The 14,831-nt window shown below is 73.1% G+C and carries 14 protein-coding genes, 1 tRNA gene and 1 pseudogene; 5 read left to right on the top strand and 11 right to left on the bottom strand.

Going from position 1 to position 14,831, the window contains the following annotated elements:
• Nucleotide 1: 1 nt before the first annotated feature.
• Entirely contained in the window at nt 2–826 is an 825-nt protein-coding gene (locus tag IFT77_RS05150; RefSeq protein ID WP_192042177.1) for an inositol monophosphatase family protein, read from the bottom strand.
• 104 nt (nt 827–930) lie between these two features.
• Nucleotides 931–1,012, bottom strand: a tRNA-Tyr gene (locus IFT77_RS05155).
• Nucleotides 1,013–1,333: 321 nt separating this feature from the next.
• Here IFT77_RS05155 and IFT77_RS17410 point away from each other — a divergent pair.
• Nucleotides 1,334–1,480: pseudogene (locus IFT77_RS17410) on the top strand (type IV toxin-antitoxin system AbiEi family antitoxin domain-containing protein); the annotation flags it as partial.
• Between the two features lie 142 nt (nt 1,481–1,622).
• Nucleotides 1,623–2,252, top strand: a complete 630-nt coding sequence (locus IFT77_RS16765; protein WP_192169354.1) for an endonuclease domain-containing protein — start codon at nt 1,623–1,625, stop codon at nt 2,250–2,252.
• 76 nt (nt 2,253–2,328) lie between these two features.
• Here the strand turns inward: IFT77_RS16765 and IFT77_RS05170 are convergent, their stop codons facing one another.
• From IFT77_RS05170 to IFT77_RS05185, 4 genes are all read right to left on the bottom strand, one after another.
• On the bottom strand, nt 2,329–2,817 hold the full coding sequence (locus IFT77_RS05170) for a YajQ family cyclic di-GMP-binding protein (protein WP_123546714.1): 489 nt from the start codon (nt 2,815–2,817) through the stop codon (nt 2,329–2,331).
• A gap of 145 nt (nt 2,818–2,962) precedes the next feature.
• The gene (locus IFT77_RS05175) at nt 2,963–4,378 is read right to left on the bottom strand and encodes an FAD-dependent oxidoreductase (RefSeq protein WP_192042179.1); all 1,416 of its coding nucleotides are present in this window, start codon (nt 4,376–4,378) and stop codon (nt 2,963–2,965) included.
• A 124-nt stretch (nt 4,379–4,502) separates the two neighbouring features.
• Complete coding sequence (locus IFT77_RS05180; protein WP_192042180.1) at nt 4,503–5,594, bottom strand: polyprenyl synthetase family protein; 1,092 nt, start codon at nt 5,592–5,594, stop codon at nt 4,503–4,505.
• A gap of 45 nt (nt 5,595–5,639) precedes the next feature.
• Nucleotides 5,640–6,371: a demethylmenaquinone methyltransferase gene (locus tag IFT77_RS05185; protein WP_199732328.1), complete on the bottom strand. Its 732-nt coding sequence runs from the start codon at nt 6,369–6,371 to the stop codon at nt 5,640–5,642.
• Nucleotides 6,372–6,423: 52 nt separating this feature from the next.
• Between IFT77_RS05185 and IFT77_RS05190 the strand changes: the two genes are divergently transcribed.
• On the top strand, nt 6,424–7,656 hold the full coding sequence (locus IFT77_RS05190; protein WP_192042181.1) for an isochorismate synthase: 1,233 nt from the start codon (nt 6,424–6,426) through the stop codon (nt 7,654–7,656).
• The gene (locus IFT77_RS05195; protein ID WP_371740934.1) at nt 7,653–9,089 is read left to right on the top strand and encodes an MFS transporter; all 1,437 of its coding nucleotides are present in this window, start codon (nt 7,653–7,655) and stop codon (nt 9,087–9,089) included. Before IFT77_RS05190 ends, IFT77_RS05195 begins: the two co-directional genes overlap by 4 nt.
• On the opposite strand, the gene IFT77_RS05200 is transcribed toward IFT77_RS05195, so the two are convergent.
• The 3 genes from IFT77_RS05200 to IFT77_RS05210 all read right to left on the bottom strand — a co-directional run bounded on the left by IFT77_RS05200 (nt 9,086) and on the right by IFT77_RS05210 (nt 12,181).
• The gene (locus IFT77_RS05200) at nt 9,086–9,937 is read right to left on the bottom strand and encodes a PPK2 family polyphosphate kinase (RefSeq protein ID WP_192042182.1); all 852 of its coding nucleotides are present in this window, start codon (nt 9,935–9,937) and stop codon (nt 9,086–9,088) included. The genes IFT77_RS05195 and IFT77_RS05200 overlap by 4 nt on opposite strands.
• Nucleotides 9,938–9,984: 47 nt before the next feature.
• Nucleotides 9,985–11,724, bottom strand: a complete 1,740-nt coding sequence (gene menD / locus IFT77_RS05205) for a 2-succinyl-5-enolpyruvyl-6-hydroxy-3-cyclohexene-1-carboxylic-acid synthase (RefSeq protein WP_192169517.1) — start codon at nt 11,722–11,724, stop codon at nt 9,985–9,987.
• 82 nt (nt 11,725–11,806) lie between these two features.
• Nucleotides 11,807–12,181, bottom strand: coding sequence for a PLD nuclease N-terminal domain-containing protein (locus tag IFT77_RS05210; RefSeq protein WP_192169355.1), 375 nt, complete (start codon nt 12,179–12,181; stop codon nt 11,807–11,809).
• Between the two features lie 99 nt (nt 12,182–12,280).
• Here IFT77_RS05210 and IFT77_RS05215 point away from each other — a divergent pair, with 99 nt between their 5' ends.
• On the top strand, nt 12,281–12,610 hold the full coding sequence (locus IFT77_RS05215) for a DUF4229 domain-containing protein (protein ID WP_192169356.1): 330 nt from the start codon (nt 12,281–12,283) through the stop codon (nt 12,608–12,610).
• Between the two features lie 75 nt (nt 12,611–12,685).
• On the opposite strand, the gene IFT77_RS05220 is transcribed toward IFT77_RS05215, so the two are convergent.
• Nucleotides 12,686–13,633: a 1,4-dihydroxy-2-naphthoate polyprenyltransferase gene (locus IFT77_RS05220; RefSeq protein WP_371740935.1), complete on the bottom strand. Its 948-nt coding sequence runs from the start codon at nt 13,631–13,633 to the stop codon at nt 12,686–12,688.
• Between the two features lie 10 nt (nt 13,634–13,643).
• Nucleotides 13,644–14,831 (bottom strand): AMP-binding protein, encoded by a 1,188-nt coding sequence (locus tag IFT77_RS05225; protein WP_192169357.1) that lies wholly within the window; start codon nt 14,829–14,831, stop codon nt 13,644–13,646.

Here is a 14,831-nt window from a genome sequence, read left to right on the forward strand (position 1 = left end):
GTCAGAACCGTGCATCCTCGAGGAGACCATCGACCGCCCGGGCGACGCTCCGTGCTGACGCGACCACGAGCCTGCCGCTCGGCGCCTGGCCCTCCTCGCCGCGCACCACCGCGCCGGCCTCCTGCGCGACGAGCACGCCGGCGGCGTGGTCCCACGGCTTGAGGCCGCGTTCGGCGTACACGTCGAGCCGCCCCGCCGCGACGGCGCAGAGATCGAGGGAGGCGGCTCCCAGGCGACGCAGGTCGCGCACCTGCCCGATCAGGCGGCCGACCACGGCGGCCTGCTCGACCCGCCGGTCGGCCTCGTACGAGAACCCCGTCGCGAAGAGCGACTCCGCGAGCGAGGCGGGGGCGGACGGGACGAGACGTTCCTCGCCCAGCCAGGCGCCGCCTCCTCGGCTCGCGGTGAACACCTCGCCCGAGAGCGGGTTCACGACGCAGGCGGCGAGGGCCGACCAGGTGAGCGGATCGGGGCCGCCCTCGACGACGGCCACGCTCACCGCCCACTGCGGGATCCCGTAGAGGAAGTTGACGGTGCCGTCGATCGGGTCGACGACCCAGGTGAGTCCCGTGGAGGAGTCGTCGGGGTCGCCCTCCTCACCGAGGAAGCCGTCGCCGGGACGCAGCTCGGCGAGACGGGCACGGAGGAACGACTCGACCTCGCGGTCGGTGTGCGTGACCACGTCCACGAGGCTGCTCTTCGTGTCGGCGACCTCGACCCCCTCGGCACGCCGTGCAGCCGCGAGCCGGGCTGCGGCCGTGGTGACGTCGACGGCGACGGCGAGGAGCGCGGCCGCGTCCTGGGGGCTCGTGCTGGTGTCGTCCATGGGGCCTCCTGGCGGTGATGCCCGATCGACCGGGGAAACGACGAACGGACCCGATCTCTCGAGTCCGTCGTGGTGTCGCCTGCTCCCGGAGGAGCGGTGGACTGTGGCAAGTGAGGGATTCGAACCCCCGAAGGCTACGCCAGCTGATTTACAGTCAGATCCCTTTGGCCGCTTGGGTAACTTGCCATGCACGCCCGGCCCATGTAATCACCGACCGGAGGCGCCAGACAAATATACAGCCTCCGGCGGCTCCCGCTGACCACCCCGCCCCTCCCCCTCCTGCGTCGCCGCAAATGCCGACCGCGGGGCCTCCAAGAAGGGGATTTCCCGTCATGGGCGGAGCGAACGGGCGTCAGCGGTCGGCATTTGCGGACTCCCGGCCGCGGTGTGCTTGTGCATGGGCGAGTAGCCGCGGTTCCTCCACACCCCGGGCCGGGACGACGAGCCGTCCCCAGGTCGCGCGCTGGTGCAGACACGCACGTGGGCTCCACGACAGGGTCAGGCGCCATGGAGCCTCCGCGAGTCGTCGACGTCATCCGTTCACACCACCAGGGGCTGGCGCACCGCCGCGAGCTGCTCCGGGCCGGGTGCACACGCGATCAACTCGACCAGGCCTGGCGCCGCGGGGACGTCGAGCGCGTGCGACACGGCCTCTACGCTCTGCCCGGGCTGCCGGTGAGCGTCGTCCGGGCCGCCCGGGTGGGAGGCGTTCTCGCCGGAGTCAGCGCACTGACGCTCCGAGGCGCATGGGCGCCGCCCGGTGAACGCCTCGTCGTGTCCGTGCCGCACAACGCCCGTGATCTCCGCGATCCCGACGACGCAGGGAGACGACTCGGCACCGCCCACCCTCACGTCCTCGTCCTCCGCGACGGACCTCACTGCGGGCGAGCGACTGGTTGTCTCGCCGAGCCGTGCGGCAGCTCAGGCCCTGCTGCACGAGCCCGCCGACCAGGCCGTCGCGGTGATCGACTCCGCCCCGCGGCTCCGCGGAGCGGAGCGCCCTTCCCTTGCAGCTGTCGATCGTCACCTTCGTGGACGGCCGGCCGCTGGCCTGCTCATGCTGATGGACGCGCGTGCCGAGTCGGGCACCGAGTCCGTCGCCCGGGTCCGCCTCGTCGAGCGCGGTCTGCGTCCGGAGATCCAGGTCTGGCTCACGTCGGAGATCCGGGTCGACCTGCTCCTCGACGGCTGGCTCGTCGTGGAGTGCACGAGCTACGAGTTCCATTCGTCGCCGAAGCAGTACAACGAGGATCGCGTGAGGATCGCCACGCTGATCACGCTCGGCTACGTGGTGATCGAGGTCTCGTACCACCAGGTCTTCGACGACTGGGAGTCGGTCTGGGCAGCCATCTCGCGCCTCCTCGCGCGAGGACGCCCGCAGAACCCGACCGGAGGGGCCACAAAAGTGGGAGATCCGGTCACATGAGTCCACTCGGGTACGCCTGCGGTCGGCATTTGCGGGCCGGCGCGCGCAGAGACGGCGGGCTGGGCCGGGCCTGCCGCTAGCGGAAGTTGACGAACTGGAGGTCGACGTCGAGGTCGGCCTTCTTGAGCAGGGCCATGGTGGCCTGCAGGTCGTCACGGCTCTTCGACTGCACGCGCAGCTCGTCGCCCTGGATCTGGCTCTTGACGCTCTTGGGGCCCTCGTCGCGGATGATCTTGCCGATCTTCTTCGCGGCGTCCTGCTCGATGCCCTCCTTGAGGGCGGCCTCGATGCGGTACTCCTTGCCGCTGGCGAAGGGCTCTCCCGCGTCGAGGTGCTTCAGGCTGATGCTGCGCTTGATGAACTTCGACTCCAGGACGTCGAGGACGGCCTTGACCCGCTCCTCCGTCGACGCCTTGAGGAGCAGCTTCTCGCCGCTCCAGTCGACCGACGCGCCCACGCCCTTGAAGTCGTAGCGCTGCTCGATCTCCTTCTGCGCCTGGTGGAGGGCGTTGTCCGCCTCCATCTTGTCGACCTTGCTGACCACGTCGAAAGAGCTGTCTGCCATGTCGACCAGCTTAGCCACGCGCGCCGGGGCCGGTGACGCGAGCGCCGGGAGCGCGCCCCGGAGAGGACGACGCGCCTCCTGCGGTCCGCCCGAGGGCAGGAGGCGCAGGAGGCGCGGGCCGCCTCCGAGAAGAGGCGACGGCAGGTCAGACGGAGACGACAGCCGCGTCGGAGTCGGAGCCCGTGTCCGGGCCCGCACCGGAGCCGGACCGCGACACGCGGACCATCTCGTCGCGGGGCACGACCTTGACGCGCACGCGCTCGTGCTCGTGCTGCGCCCCGAGCGACTGCTCGTGCTCGTCGAGCCGGTGCCAGCCCTCGAGGTCGGTGTACTCGACGCCGCGCTGCTCGAGCAGGGCGGGGATCGCCTCGTCGGACGTGTCGGCGGGCTGCCACCAGCTCGCCTGGTCGTTGATGACGTGCTTGACGGTCTCCATGGCGTCGGACTTCGTGTGGCCGATGAGGCCGACGGGCCCGCGCTTGATCCAGCCGGTCGCGTAGACACCGGGCATGATCTGGTTGTCGTCGTCCATGACCTGGCCCTCGTGGTTCGGGATCACGCCGCGACGCTCGTCGAAGGGGATGCCGTCGAGGGGCGAGCCGAAATAGCCGACGGCGCGGTAGATCGCCTGCACCGGGACCTCGCGGACCTCGCCGGTGCCCTCGACGCCGCCCTGGCCGTCGGGCCGGGTGCGCTCGTACCGGAACGCCGCGACACGGCCCTCGTCGTCGCCGACGACCTCGAGCGGCTTCGCGTAGAAGTGCAGGTGCAGCCGACGCGACGCCGTGCCGACCTCGCGCTGACGCCACTGGTTCAGCACCTTGTCGATGACGAAGACCTGCTTGTTCGTCGCGATCGCCGTCTTCGAGGCCTCGTCGTGGTCGAAGTCCTCGTCGTGCACGACCATGTCGACGTCGCGCACCTCGCCGAGCTCGCGCAGCTCGAGCGGCGTGAACTTGACCTGGGCAGGTCCGCGACGGCCGAAGACGTGCACGTCGGTGATCGACGACTGCTTGAGCCCGGCGTAGACGTTGTCGGGGATCTCGGTCGGCAGCAGGTCGTCGGCGTGCTTCGCGAGGATGCGCGAGACGTCGAGGGCGACGTTGCCGACGCCGACCACGGCCACGGACTGCGCGTCGAGCGGCCAGGTGCGCGGGAAGTCGGGGTGCCCGTCGAACCAGCTGACGAAGTCGGCGGCGCCGTAGCTGCCCTCGAGCTCGATGCCGGGGACGTCGAGGTCGGCGTCCTTGATGGCGCCGGTCGAGAAGACGACCGCGTTGTAGTGCTGCTTGAGGTCGTCGAGGGTGATGTCCTCGCCGTAGCGGACGTTGCCGAAGACCCGGATGTCGCCGCTGTCGAGCACGTCGCGCAGGGCGTTGACGATGCCCTTGATGCGCGGGTGGTCGGGTGCGACGCCGTAGCGGACCAAGCCGTAGGGGGCAGGCAGCTGCTCGAACAGGTCGATCGACACGTCGAAGGCCTTCTCGGCCTTGAGCAGGATGTCGGCGGCGTAGATGCCGGCGGGGCCGGCTCCGACGATGGCCAGTCGAAGGGTGGTCACGAGTTGTCTCTCTCTGCTGGTGTACGGCGCGGAGGTGCCGGCCGTGCGGACGGTGCGGTGTCTGTGGTGATCAGGTGCGGCTGCGGTGCAGCGGTGCGACGGTGCCGAGGAGGCGCGTCGCCGGTCAGGCGGAGCGCTCGACCACCCGGTCGGCGAACCGGGTGAGGGCCTTCTTGACGGGGCCCGCCGGCAGTGCCTCGAGGGCGGCCAGCGCCTCCGACGCCCACCGGTGCGCCTCGCGGCGCGTGCGGTCGGTGACCTCGTGCTGGCGGAGCTGACGGACGATCTCGGCGAACTCGGCCTCGTCGACCGGGTCCGCGCCGTCTTCCGCCGCACGGGTGGCGTCGACGACCTGGTCGATGACGCCCAGCAGGGCCGCCGCCTCCATGTCGGTCTGCGCCTCCTGACGGAGGTACAGCAGCGGGAGGGTGACGACGCCCGCACGCAGGTCGGTCCCGGCGCGCTTGCCGGTCTCCTCGGCCTGGTCGGAGAGGTCGATCACGTCGTCGATCAGCTGGAACGCGATGCCGATCTTCTCGCCGAACTCGGCGACGGGGGCGAGGTACTCGCGGGGCGCCCCCGAGAACATGACGCCGGCACGGGCCGCGGTCGAGATCAGCGAGCCCGTCTTGTCGCCGAGCACGTCGATGTAGTGCGCGATGGGGTCGTCGCCCTCGCGCGGCCCGACGGTCTCGTGCAGCTGGCCGAGGCAGAGCCGCTCGAAGGTCTCGGCCTGCAGCAGGATCGCCTCCTGTCCGAGGCCGGACACGATGGTGCTGGCCCGGGCGAAGAGGAGGTCGCCGGCGAGGATCGCGACGTTGTTGCCCCACACCGTCTGGGCGCTGGGCACCCCGCGGCGCATCTGCGCCTCGTCCATGACGTCGTCGTGGTAGAGCGACGCGAGGTGCGTGATCTCGGTCGCCTGGGCGGACGCGACGATGCCCGGGGTGGCGCCGTCGCCGAGCTGCGCGATGAGGAGGGTCAGGGTCGGGCGCACGCGCTTGCCGCCGGCGGCGAGCAGGTAGCGCGTCGTCGCGTCGGCGATCTCGTCGGCGAACGCGATCTCGCGGAGCAGGCCCTGCTCGACGAGCTCGAGGCCGTCGTCGACCGACTGCACGAAGCGCCGGTCGGAGGGCGAGGCGAAGAGCTTCTCGCCGAGGCCGAGCGACGAGCTCAGGGAGCTGCTGCGGCGGGTGAGCGGCACACTCGGGTTCACAGGGGTCACCTTCGTCTGGTCTGGTCGACCGCCCGGGGGCGGCGGCTACTTCTTCTTCGCCGCGGAGGCGCGGGTCGACGGGTCGGCCGGCTTGCGGCCCCGGTGCAGGGCGACGATGCCCAGCGTCAGGTTGCGGTGCGCCACCCGGGTGAACCCCGCGCCGCGCAGCCACTGGCTCAGCACCTGCTGCTCGGGCCACGCGTCGATCGAGTCGGCGAGGTACGAGTAGGCGGGCGTGTTGCTGCTCACGGCCCGGGCCACGACCGGCATGACGTGCCGCAGGTAGGTGCCGTAGGCGGCGCGGAGGGGGCCGAACGGCGGCGTCGAGAACTCGCAGACGACGAGACGGCCGCCGGGCTTGAGCACCCGGTACATCTCGGCGAGCGCCTGCTTCGGCCGGTTGACGTTGCGCAGGCCGAACGAGATGGTGACGGCGTCGAACGTCGCGTCGTCGAACGGGAGCTGCTCGGCGTCGCCCTCGACGAACTCGATCTCGGGGTGGCGCTCGCGGCCGACCTCGACCATGCCGTGCGAGAAGTCGAGTGCGACGACCTCGGCGCCCCGCGCGGCGATGGCCGCCGAGCTGGTGCCGGTGCCCGCGGCGATGTCGAGGACCCGGTCTGCCGGGCCCGCGCCGATCGCCTTGACGGTCGCGACGCGCCACAGGACGGCGTTGCCCGCGGAGAGCACGTCGTTCGTGCGGTCGTAGTGGCGGGCGACGCCGTCGAACATGGACGCGACCTCGTCGGGTTGCTTGTTCATATCGGCCTTGGTCACGATGGTCGATCCTACCGGCATGCCCCGTGCGTGGCCCGAGTAGGGTCGAGACGTGGTCCCTTCGTCGCTGCACGTCCCCTCCTTGTCCGTCCGCACCACGCAGATCGACCACATCAGCCCCCTCCTCGACGTCGTCGACCCGCGCAGCCCGCTCGTCTTCGTGCGCGGCGGCGCCGGCATGGCCGGCATCGGCGAGGCGCTGCGGCTCGAGTTCACCGGGCCCGACCGGATGCGCGACGCCGCCGACGCCTGGCGCGCGGTCGCGAGCCGCGCCTCCGTCGTCGACGAGGTCGGCGTGCCGGGGACGGGCCTGATGGCGTTCGGCTCGTTCGCGTTCGACGACGAGTCGGCCGACACGAGCGTCCTGATCGTGCCGCGCATCGTCCTCGGGCGTCGTGACGGCGTGGCCTGGATCACGAGGGTCGACGGGGCCGAGCTGCCCCCGGCGTCGCCCGTGGGCGCGGCCGCGAAGCTCCGGCTGGTCGACGGCGAGCTGTCCGGGCCCGGCTACGGCGCGGCCGTCGCGCAGGCCGTGCAGGCGATCCGGCACGGCGAGGTGAGCAAGGTCGTGCTCGCGCGCGACCTCGTGGGCAGGCTGCCCGCCGAGGCCGACCTGCGGCTCGTCGCCGCGACCCTGCTCACGGCCTACCCCGACTGCTACGCGTTCGCCGTGGACGGCCTGATCGGGGCCAGTCCCGAGACGCTCGTCCGCACCGAGCGCGGCGAGGTCAGCGCGCGCGTCCTCGCCGGCAGCAGCGCGCGAGGGGTCGACGCCGTCACCGACGAGCAGGCCGCCCACGCCCTCGCCACCTCGACCAAGGACCTCGACGAGCACGCGTTCGCGCTGCGCAGCCTGCTCCTCTCGCTCGGCCCGCACGCGGACGACGTCGTGACCGGCGAGCAGCCGTTCACGCTGAAGCTGCCGAACCTGTGGCACCTCGCCAGCGACGTGCGCGGGCGGCTCACCGACGGGTCGTCGTCGCTCGACCTGATCGCCGCCCTGCACCCGACCGCCGCCGTGGCAGGCACCCCGACCCGGCGTGCGCTCGAGCTGATCCGCCGCCTCGAGCCGTTCGACCGCGGCCGTTACGCCGGACCGGTCGGCTGGGTGGGCGCCGACGGCGACGGCGAGTGGGCGATCGCGCTCCGCTGCGCCCAGGTGCACCCCGACGGCACGGTCCGAGCCTTCGCCGGCGCCGGGGTCGTCGCCGAGTCCGTCCCCGAGCGGGAGGTCGCCGAGACGACCATGAAGTTCCAGCCCGTCGTCGGGGCGTTCTCGCTGTGACGTCGACCCCCGCGCCGGGGCCCGGAGCCGAGGAGGCGACGGCCGCGCCGCGCTGGTCGCGACCGGTGGCGCTGGTGGTCGCCGCGGCCTTCTTCATGGAGAACCTCGACGCCACGATCCTGTCGACGGCCACCGCCTCCGTGGCTCGCGACTTCGGGGTGCAGCCCGCTCAGCTGGGGATCGCGGTCACCGGCTACCTGGTCGCCGTGGCCGCGTTCATCCCGTTGGGCGCCTGGCTCGCCGAGAGGTGGGGCGCACGGCGGGTGTTCCTCGCCGCCGTGGTGCTGTTCACGCTGGCGTCGCTCGCGTGCGCGCTCAGCCCCGACCTCGTCGCGCTGACGACGGCTCGGGTCGTGCAGGGCGCCGCGGGCGCGATGATGGTGCCGATCGGGCGTCTCATCGTCCTGCGCAGCACCGAGAAGTCCGAGCTGATCAAGGCGATCGCCTACCTGACCTGGCCGGCCCTCGCGGCCCCCGTCGTGGCGCCGCTGATCGGCGGCCTCCTCACCGAGCACCTCGGCTGGGAGTGGGTGTTCCTCGTCAACGTGCCGATCGGCGCCCTGCTGCTCGTCGCGGCGTGGCGGGTCGTGCCGTCGCCCGAGGTCGGCGACCGGCACCTGCTCGACTGGCCGGGGCTGCTGCTCGTCGTCGGCGCGATCGTGGCCCTGGTGGTCGCGTTCGAGCTGCTCGGCGACGAGGCGACCGTGCTGCTCGGGGCGCTCCTCGTCGTCGTGGCGGTGGCCCTCGGGCTCGCGGCCGGCCGGTGGTTCCGTCGAGCCAGGCACCCCCTCCTCGATCTCGAGCCCTTCCGCGTCGCGACCTTCCGGGTCACGAACCTCAGCGGCTCGCTCTACCGGGCCGTCGTCAACGGCGTGCCCTTCGTCGTGCCGCTGCTGCTGCAGGACGGCTTCGGCTGGTCGCCCGTCGAGGCCGGCCTGATGCTCATGTGGGTCTTCGTCGGCAACCTCGGCGTCAAGCCCTTCACGACTCCCCTGATGCACCGGTTCCGCATCGTGCCGATCATCGTCGTCGCCACCGTCGGGCTCGCCGCGACCTTCGTCGCCGCGGCGGTCGTCGGGCCGGACACGTCGCCCGTGCTCGTGGCCGCGATCCTGCTCGTCAGCGGCGTGTTCCGCTCGGTGGGGTTCACGGCGTACAACACCCTGCAGTTCGCCGACGTGCCGGCCGCCCAGATCGCCCCGGCGAACGCCATCGCGTCGATCACGGGGCAGCTCGCCGTCGGGCTCGGCGTCGCGCTGACCGCCCTCACGGTCCGGGTGGCCGACGCGGTCGCCACGGCCGAGGGCGTCGGAGGCGCCGCCACCGGCTACCAGGTCGCGCTCGTCGTGCTCGCAGCGCTGGCCCTGCTGAGCCTGCCCGAGGGGCTGCGGCTGCCCCGGGGCGCGGGCGACTCGCTGCGGAGCCGGGCCTAGGTCGAGGCGAGCCGGGTGCGCTCGAGCTCGACGTCGAAGCCGGCGGGCGGCCAGCCGAGCCCCCGGGCCTCGAGGGCGTCGACGAGGAGGCGCTGGACGGCCACGCGGGCGTACCACTTGCGGTCGGCGGGCACGACGTACCACGGCGCCACGTCCGTCGACGTCCGACGCAGGGCGGTCTCGTACGCGTCCTGGTAGTCGTCCCACACCAGGCGCTCCTCGATGTCGCCGGGGTTGAACTTCCAGTGCTTGTCCGGGCGGTCGAGCCGCTCGGTGAGGCGCTCCTTCTGCTCGTCGCGCGACAAGTGCAGCATCACCTTCACGATCGTCGTGCCGGCGTCGACGAGCTCACGCTCGAACTCGACGATCTCATGGTAGCGTCGCTCGATCTCCTCCGGCGGGGCCAGCCGCCGGACCTTGCCGATCAGGACGTCCTCGTAGTGCGACCGGTCGAAGACCCCGATCATGCCGGGTCCGGGCAGCTCGCGACGGACGCGCCAGAGGAAGTCGTGGGCGAGCTCCTCCTCGGTGGGGGCCTTGAAGGCGTGGTGCGCGACGCCCTGCGGGTCGACGGCGCCGACGACGTGGCGCACGATCCCGCCCTTGCCCGCGGTGTCCGTGCCCTGGAGCACCAGCAGGACGTTCCCCTGCGACCCCCCGGTGCGGCTGCCGGCGAAGAGCTTCTCCTGCAGCTCGCCGAGCGTGTCACGGCCCGACTCGAGCACCTGCGCGGCGTAGCGCTTGTCGCCGGAGAAGCCGGGGGTCGAGGCAGGGTCGATCTCGGCGAGGCTCAGCTCGGGGCCGGCACGGAGGATCTCGGTGGGCTGGGTCGTCCAGGTCTTGGCCATGCGCCCGAGCCTACGGCCGGGTCCTGATCGCCGCTCGGTCAGCGCGCTCAGCGCGCGAGCGGGACCTCGATCAGCACGGGGCCGTCCCAGGCCCTCGCGAGCGCCTGGTCGAGCTCGGCCCGCGTCGAGGCGAGCACGTGGTGCCAGCCGTACGCGGCGGCCAGCCCCGCGAGCTGGACACCGTGCGGCGTGAACTGCACGCGACGCATCGCGTCGACCGGGGCCGTGGCCGCGACCTCGAGGCCGTCGAAGATCGTCCCGCCTCCGTCGTTGCCGACCACGACCTGCAGCCGGGGCCGCACCTCGCCGTCGCCGAACAGGAGCGAGCCGACGTCGTGCAGCAGGGTCAGGTCGCCCAGGAGCACGCGGGTGACGCCGGGCGCCCCGTCGTCGACCTGACTCGCGAGGGCGATGCCGGTGGCCGTCGCCACCGTGCCGTCGATGCCGGCGAGACCGCGGTTGGCGTGGACGCGGATCTTCTTGCCGGGCACGACCTCGTCGACCTCGCGGATGAGGCGGGAGGCGCCGAGGACCAGCCGGTCGTGCGGCCACGTCACGCGCCAGAGGGTCTCGGCCAGGGCGCGCCGGGTCACGGGACGCCGCAGCAGGGCCACCTCGCCCCGGAGGAACTCGGCCCGGGCCGAGCCGTCGTCGCTCGTCGCGGCCTCGAGGTCGGGCGCGGCCTCGTCGTCGCCGACGACGCGGCGTCCGGAGTGCACCCAGCGGCCCACCCAGGCGCGGTGGGCGCGGTCGTCGGGCGCGCCTCCTGCGGTCTCGACCACGTCGACGGCGTCGACCACCGTGGCCGACCGGCCCGGGTCGTAGGCGTCGGCGGTCGCCCCGCGCACGACGACGACCTCGACGCCCGCGCGCGTGAGGAGGGCAGGGACCTGGCGGGTCAGGGTCGGGTGCCCGAGCACGACGACCCGACGCACGACGCCGCCGAGCTCGGCGTCGCCGAGCAGCGTGCGGAAGCCGAGGGCGAGGTTCGGACCGAAGTGGGCCCCGCTCGAGACCTCGGCCACGAGCGGTGCGCCGAGGGCGCGGGCGAGCGACTCCGCCTCCGGACCGGCCCCGTGGCCGGCGACGACCACCGTGGCCGGCTCGACGTCGACCTCGACGCGCACGGCGGCGACCCGAGCGGCGTCCGACCAGGAGTCGGCCTCGACCGGCTCGGGACGGGCCGCGGGGAGCGAGTCGAGCGCCGCCGACAGGGGCTCGCGGAACGCGACGTTCAGGTGGACGGGACCAGGGACGGCGGGGGCGCTCTCGGCCCGGTCGGCGTCGGGGTGTCCGAGGGCCGTGGCTACGGCGGCACGCGCGACCGTGCGGACTGCGTCGGAGTCGACCGGGCCCGAGCGCGGCGCCTCGAGATCGTGCCCGGCCCGGGTGGCGACCCCGAACATGCCGGGCTGCTGCGTGGTCTGGTTGGCGCCGATGCCCCGGAGCTCGACGGGACGGTCGGCCGTCAGCACGATCATCGGGACGCCGGAGTGGTGGGCCTCGAGCACGGCCGGGTGGAGGTTGGCGACCGCCGTGCCGGAGGTGGTGACCACGACAGCAGGGAAGCCGGACTCGACGGCGAGGCCCAGCGCGAGGAAGCCGGCCGACCTCTCGTCGATCCGCACGCGGAGGCGGAGCCGGCCGGCACGCTCGAACTCGGCGGCGGCGAGGGCGATCGCCTGCGATCGCGAACCCGGGCTGAGGACCAGCTCACGGACCCCGGCGTCGACCAGGCCGGCGAGCAGGGCCACGGCGTAGTCGGTGGCGACGCTGCCCGATGTCATGGGCGGGACGTCTGCGCCCTCAGGCAGCTCGGACTCGGCCGTGTCGGGCCGGTCGCTCGCGGGAAGCGTCACGCCGTCGGCCTCAGGCGTTGTTCTTGTCGTTCGTGTCGTTCTTGTCGTCGCCGTCGAGCTCGGCCAGCTCTTGTTCGAGGCGGCGGATGCGTTCGTCGGTCGTCTCGCGGTCGAGGTCGCTGACCGTCGAGCTCGAGCGACCCGAGAACTCGGGGTCGTCGTCGGGGGCGACGAAGCGCCGTGTCTCGGACTGGCCGGACTTGCGAGCACGGCCGATCAAGAACCACAGGACGGCGCCGATGACCGGCAGCAGCACGATCACGAGGGCCCAGAGGGGCTTGTTGAGGGCCCGGAACTTCGACGACTCGGCGAAGAGGCAGTCGATCAGGGCGTAGATGATGAACGCTGACGCTGCGACGATCGCCACGACCAAGAACTTCACCATGGACCGAGCATAGGCGGGCCGGCAGGGCATCGCCTGATGGTCGGCAGGGAGGTGCGCGCAGGGACGAGGAGGCGCAGGGTGCGCGCGTAGACTCGCCGCGTGAAACCCTGGGTCAAGTACACGATCGTGCGCCTCGGCGTGTTCCTCGTCGCGCTGGTCGTGCTCGTGCTCCTGCTGCCGAACCCGTACCTCGCGACGCTCATCGCCGCGGTCGTGGCGTTCTGCGTCTCGTACCTCTTCTTCGCCCCGCTGCGTCGACAGGTCGCACTGGAGCTCGCCGAGCGCCGCTCGAAGCCGGAGCCGCTCGACGGCGACAGCCTCGCCGAGGACGCCGAGCTGGCCGAGCGCGACGCCCGCGAGGCAGGCACCGGCACGGCCTCCGACGACGCCGTCGCTCGCGACCAGCGCGACGCGGGACGCGCCTCCTAGGGCCGACGCGCGACGCGCCTCCTGGGGCCGACGCGGGACGCGCCTCCTGGGCCCGACGCCTTCGGGCCTCAGCGCCTAGAAGAAGAGCGCGGCCCCGAGGCCGAGGCCGAACAGCAGCGCCGTCAGCGACGACAGCTGCAGGGCGAGGATCAGCTCGCGCGGCGTCTTGCCGGTCACGCCGATGACCGCTGCCGGCACGGCCGTGATGAGCACGAAGTAGACGTACGGCGCGTTGAAGTACAGGAAGCCGAAGTAGACGAGCAGCAGGAACGGCAGCAGCAGGAAGAGGGCGTAGAGCGCCCGCGCCACCGTGTCGCCGACGACGACCGCGAGGGTGCGCTTGCCTGCCGCCGCGTCCTGCGGGATGTCGCGGATGTTGTTGACCATGAGCACCGCGCAGGCGAACAGCCCGGCCGCTATGCCGGCGACCCACGCGTCGGCGGGGAACCGGTGCACCTGCACGAACGCGGTGCCGACGGTGGCGACCAGGCCGAAGAACACGAAGACGAAGACCTCGCCGAGGGCGTTGTAGCCGTAGGGGCGCTTGCCGCCCGTGTAGTACCAGGCGGCGACGACGGCGGCGGCCCCGACGGCGAGCATCCACCAGTAGCCGGTCGTCACGACCACCACGACGCCTGCGAGCGCGGCGAGGCCGAAGAAGACGAGGGCGACGCGCAGCACGATCCTGGGCCGGACGCTGCCCGAACCCGTCAGGCGCGCCGGGCCGACCCGGTGCGCGTCGGTGCCGCGGATGCCGTCGGAGTAGTCGTTCGCGTAGTTGACGCCGATCTGGAGGAACACGGCGATCGCGAGGCAGAGCAGGGCCAGCGGGAGGTCCCAGCTGCCGTTCGCCCGGGCGACTCCCGTGCCGAGTGCGACGGGCGCGACGCCGAGCGGCAGGGTGCGGAGGCGGGCGCCGCCGATCCAGTCGCCGGGCGTGACGCGGCGGGCGCGCTGGGCGCCCGGCCGGCCTCCCGGTCGGCCGCCGCGCTTCTTCTTCTGGGATGTCGTCGCTCGTGCCACGGGACCGATCCTAGTTCCGGGCGGGGTCCTCGCCCGCGACGAGGGCCGCCAGGGCGCGGCGGTCGGGCTTGCCGCTCGCGAGGAGGGGCAGCTCGGGGAGCAGGACGAGCCGGTCGGGCGCCGCGGCGCGGCCGAGGGCTGCGCTGACGACCGCACGCAGCTCGGGCAGTTCCGGGAGGCGGGGCGTCGCGTGCAGCAGGTGCGGCGCAGGGCCGCCCGGCTCCCCCACGACCACGACCGGCACCTCGCCCCACCGCTCGTGCCTCGCCCGCACGACCACGGCGCCGGCGAGGCCGGGCTGCTCGCGGACCAGCCGTTCGACCAGCCCGAGCGACACCTTCTCGCCGCCCGAGACCACGACGTCGTCGAGACGGCCGCTCACGGCGAGCACGCCGTCGTCGGACACGCTGCCGGCGTCGCCGGTGCGGTACCAGCGCTCCCCGTCGCGGACGACGAAGGCCGCCTCGGTGCGGGCGTCGTCGCCCAGGTAGCCGAGCGCGAGCGACGGACCGGCGAGCTCCACCTGCCCGTCGACGACGGCGACCCGGGTGCGGCCGACGGGCACCCCGTCGTAGACGCAGCCCCCGCTCGTCTCGCTCGAGCCGTAGGTGCGGACGACGGCCACGCCGGAGGCGCGGGCCCGGTCGACGAGGGACGCGGGCGTCGCCTGCCCGCCCACCAGCACCGCGGCGAAGCTCCGTGCCGCGTCGGCCACGTCGGCGTCGTGCTCGGCGGCGTCGAGCACCGCGGCGAGCTGGGCCGGCACGAGCGACGCGTAGCGCACGGGGTGCTCGAGGCGGCGCGCGGCAGCGGCGAACGCGACCGGGTCGAAGTGCCCCGGCGCGAGGACCTCGGGCTCGGTGCCGGCGGCGATGCTCCGGACGAGGACGTTGGTGCCCGCGACGTAGTGCGCCGGCAGCGCCAGAACCCACTGCCCGGGGCCGCCCAGCGCGCCGTCGGCGGCGGCCGCGCCGGCGAGCACGGCGTCGGCGGGCAGCATCACGCGCTTGGGCACGCCGCTCGACCCGCTCGTCTCGACGACGAGGGCCACGGGCTGCGGCACGGTGGCGGGAAGGTCGGCGGGGACGTGGTCGTCGGTCCGCGGGGCGACGGCGGGACCGCCTGCGAGGGCCTCGCGGAGGGCCTCGAGCACGTCGAGCGGGCGCCGCGCGTCGACGGGGAGGAGGGGGCGGGTCAC

The sequence above is a fragment of the Frigoribacterium sp. CFBP 13729 genome (assembly GCF_014841875.1).
Lineage (GTDB): Bacteria > Actinomycetota > Actinomycetes > Actinomycetales > Microbacteriaceae > Frigoribacterium.

Excerpts from the sequence above, each read along its gene's own strand:
- IFT77_RS05150 (WP_192042177.1), bottom strand. The coding sequence starts at position 826 with ATGGACGACACCAGCACGAGCCCCCAGGACGCGGCCGCGCTCCTCGCC.
- IFT77_RS05170 (WP_123546714.1), bottom strand. The coding sequence starts at position 2,817 with ATGGCAGACAGCTCTTTCGACGTGGTCAGCAAGGTCGACAAGATGGAG.
- IFT77_RS05200 (WP_192042182.1), bottom strand. The coding sequence starts at position 9,937 with ATGGCCAAGACCTGGACGACCCAGCCCACCGAGATCCTCCGTGCCGGC.
- menD (WP_192169517.1), bottom strand. The coding sequence starts at position 11,724 with ATGACATCGGGCAGCGTCGCCACCGACTACGCCGTGGCCCTGCTCGCC.
- IFT77_RS05210 (WP_192169355.1), bottom strand. The coding sequence starts at position 12,181 with ATGGTGAAGTTCTTGGTCGTGGCGATCGTCGCAGCGTCAGCGTTCATC.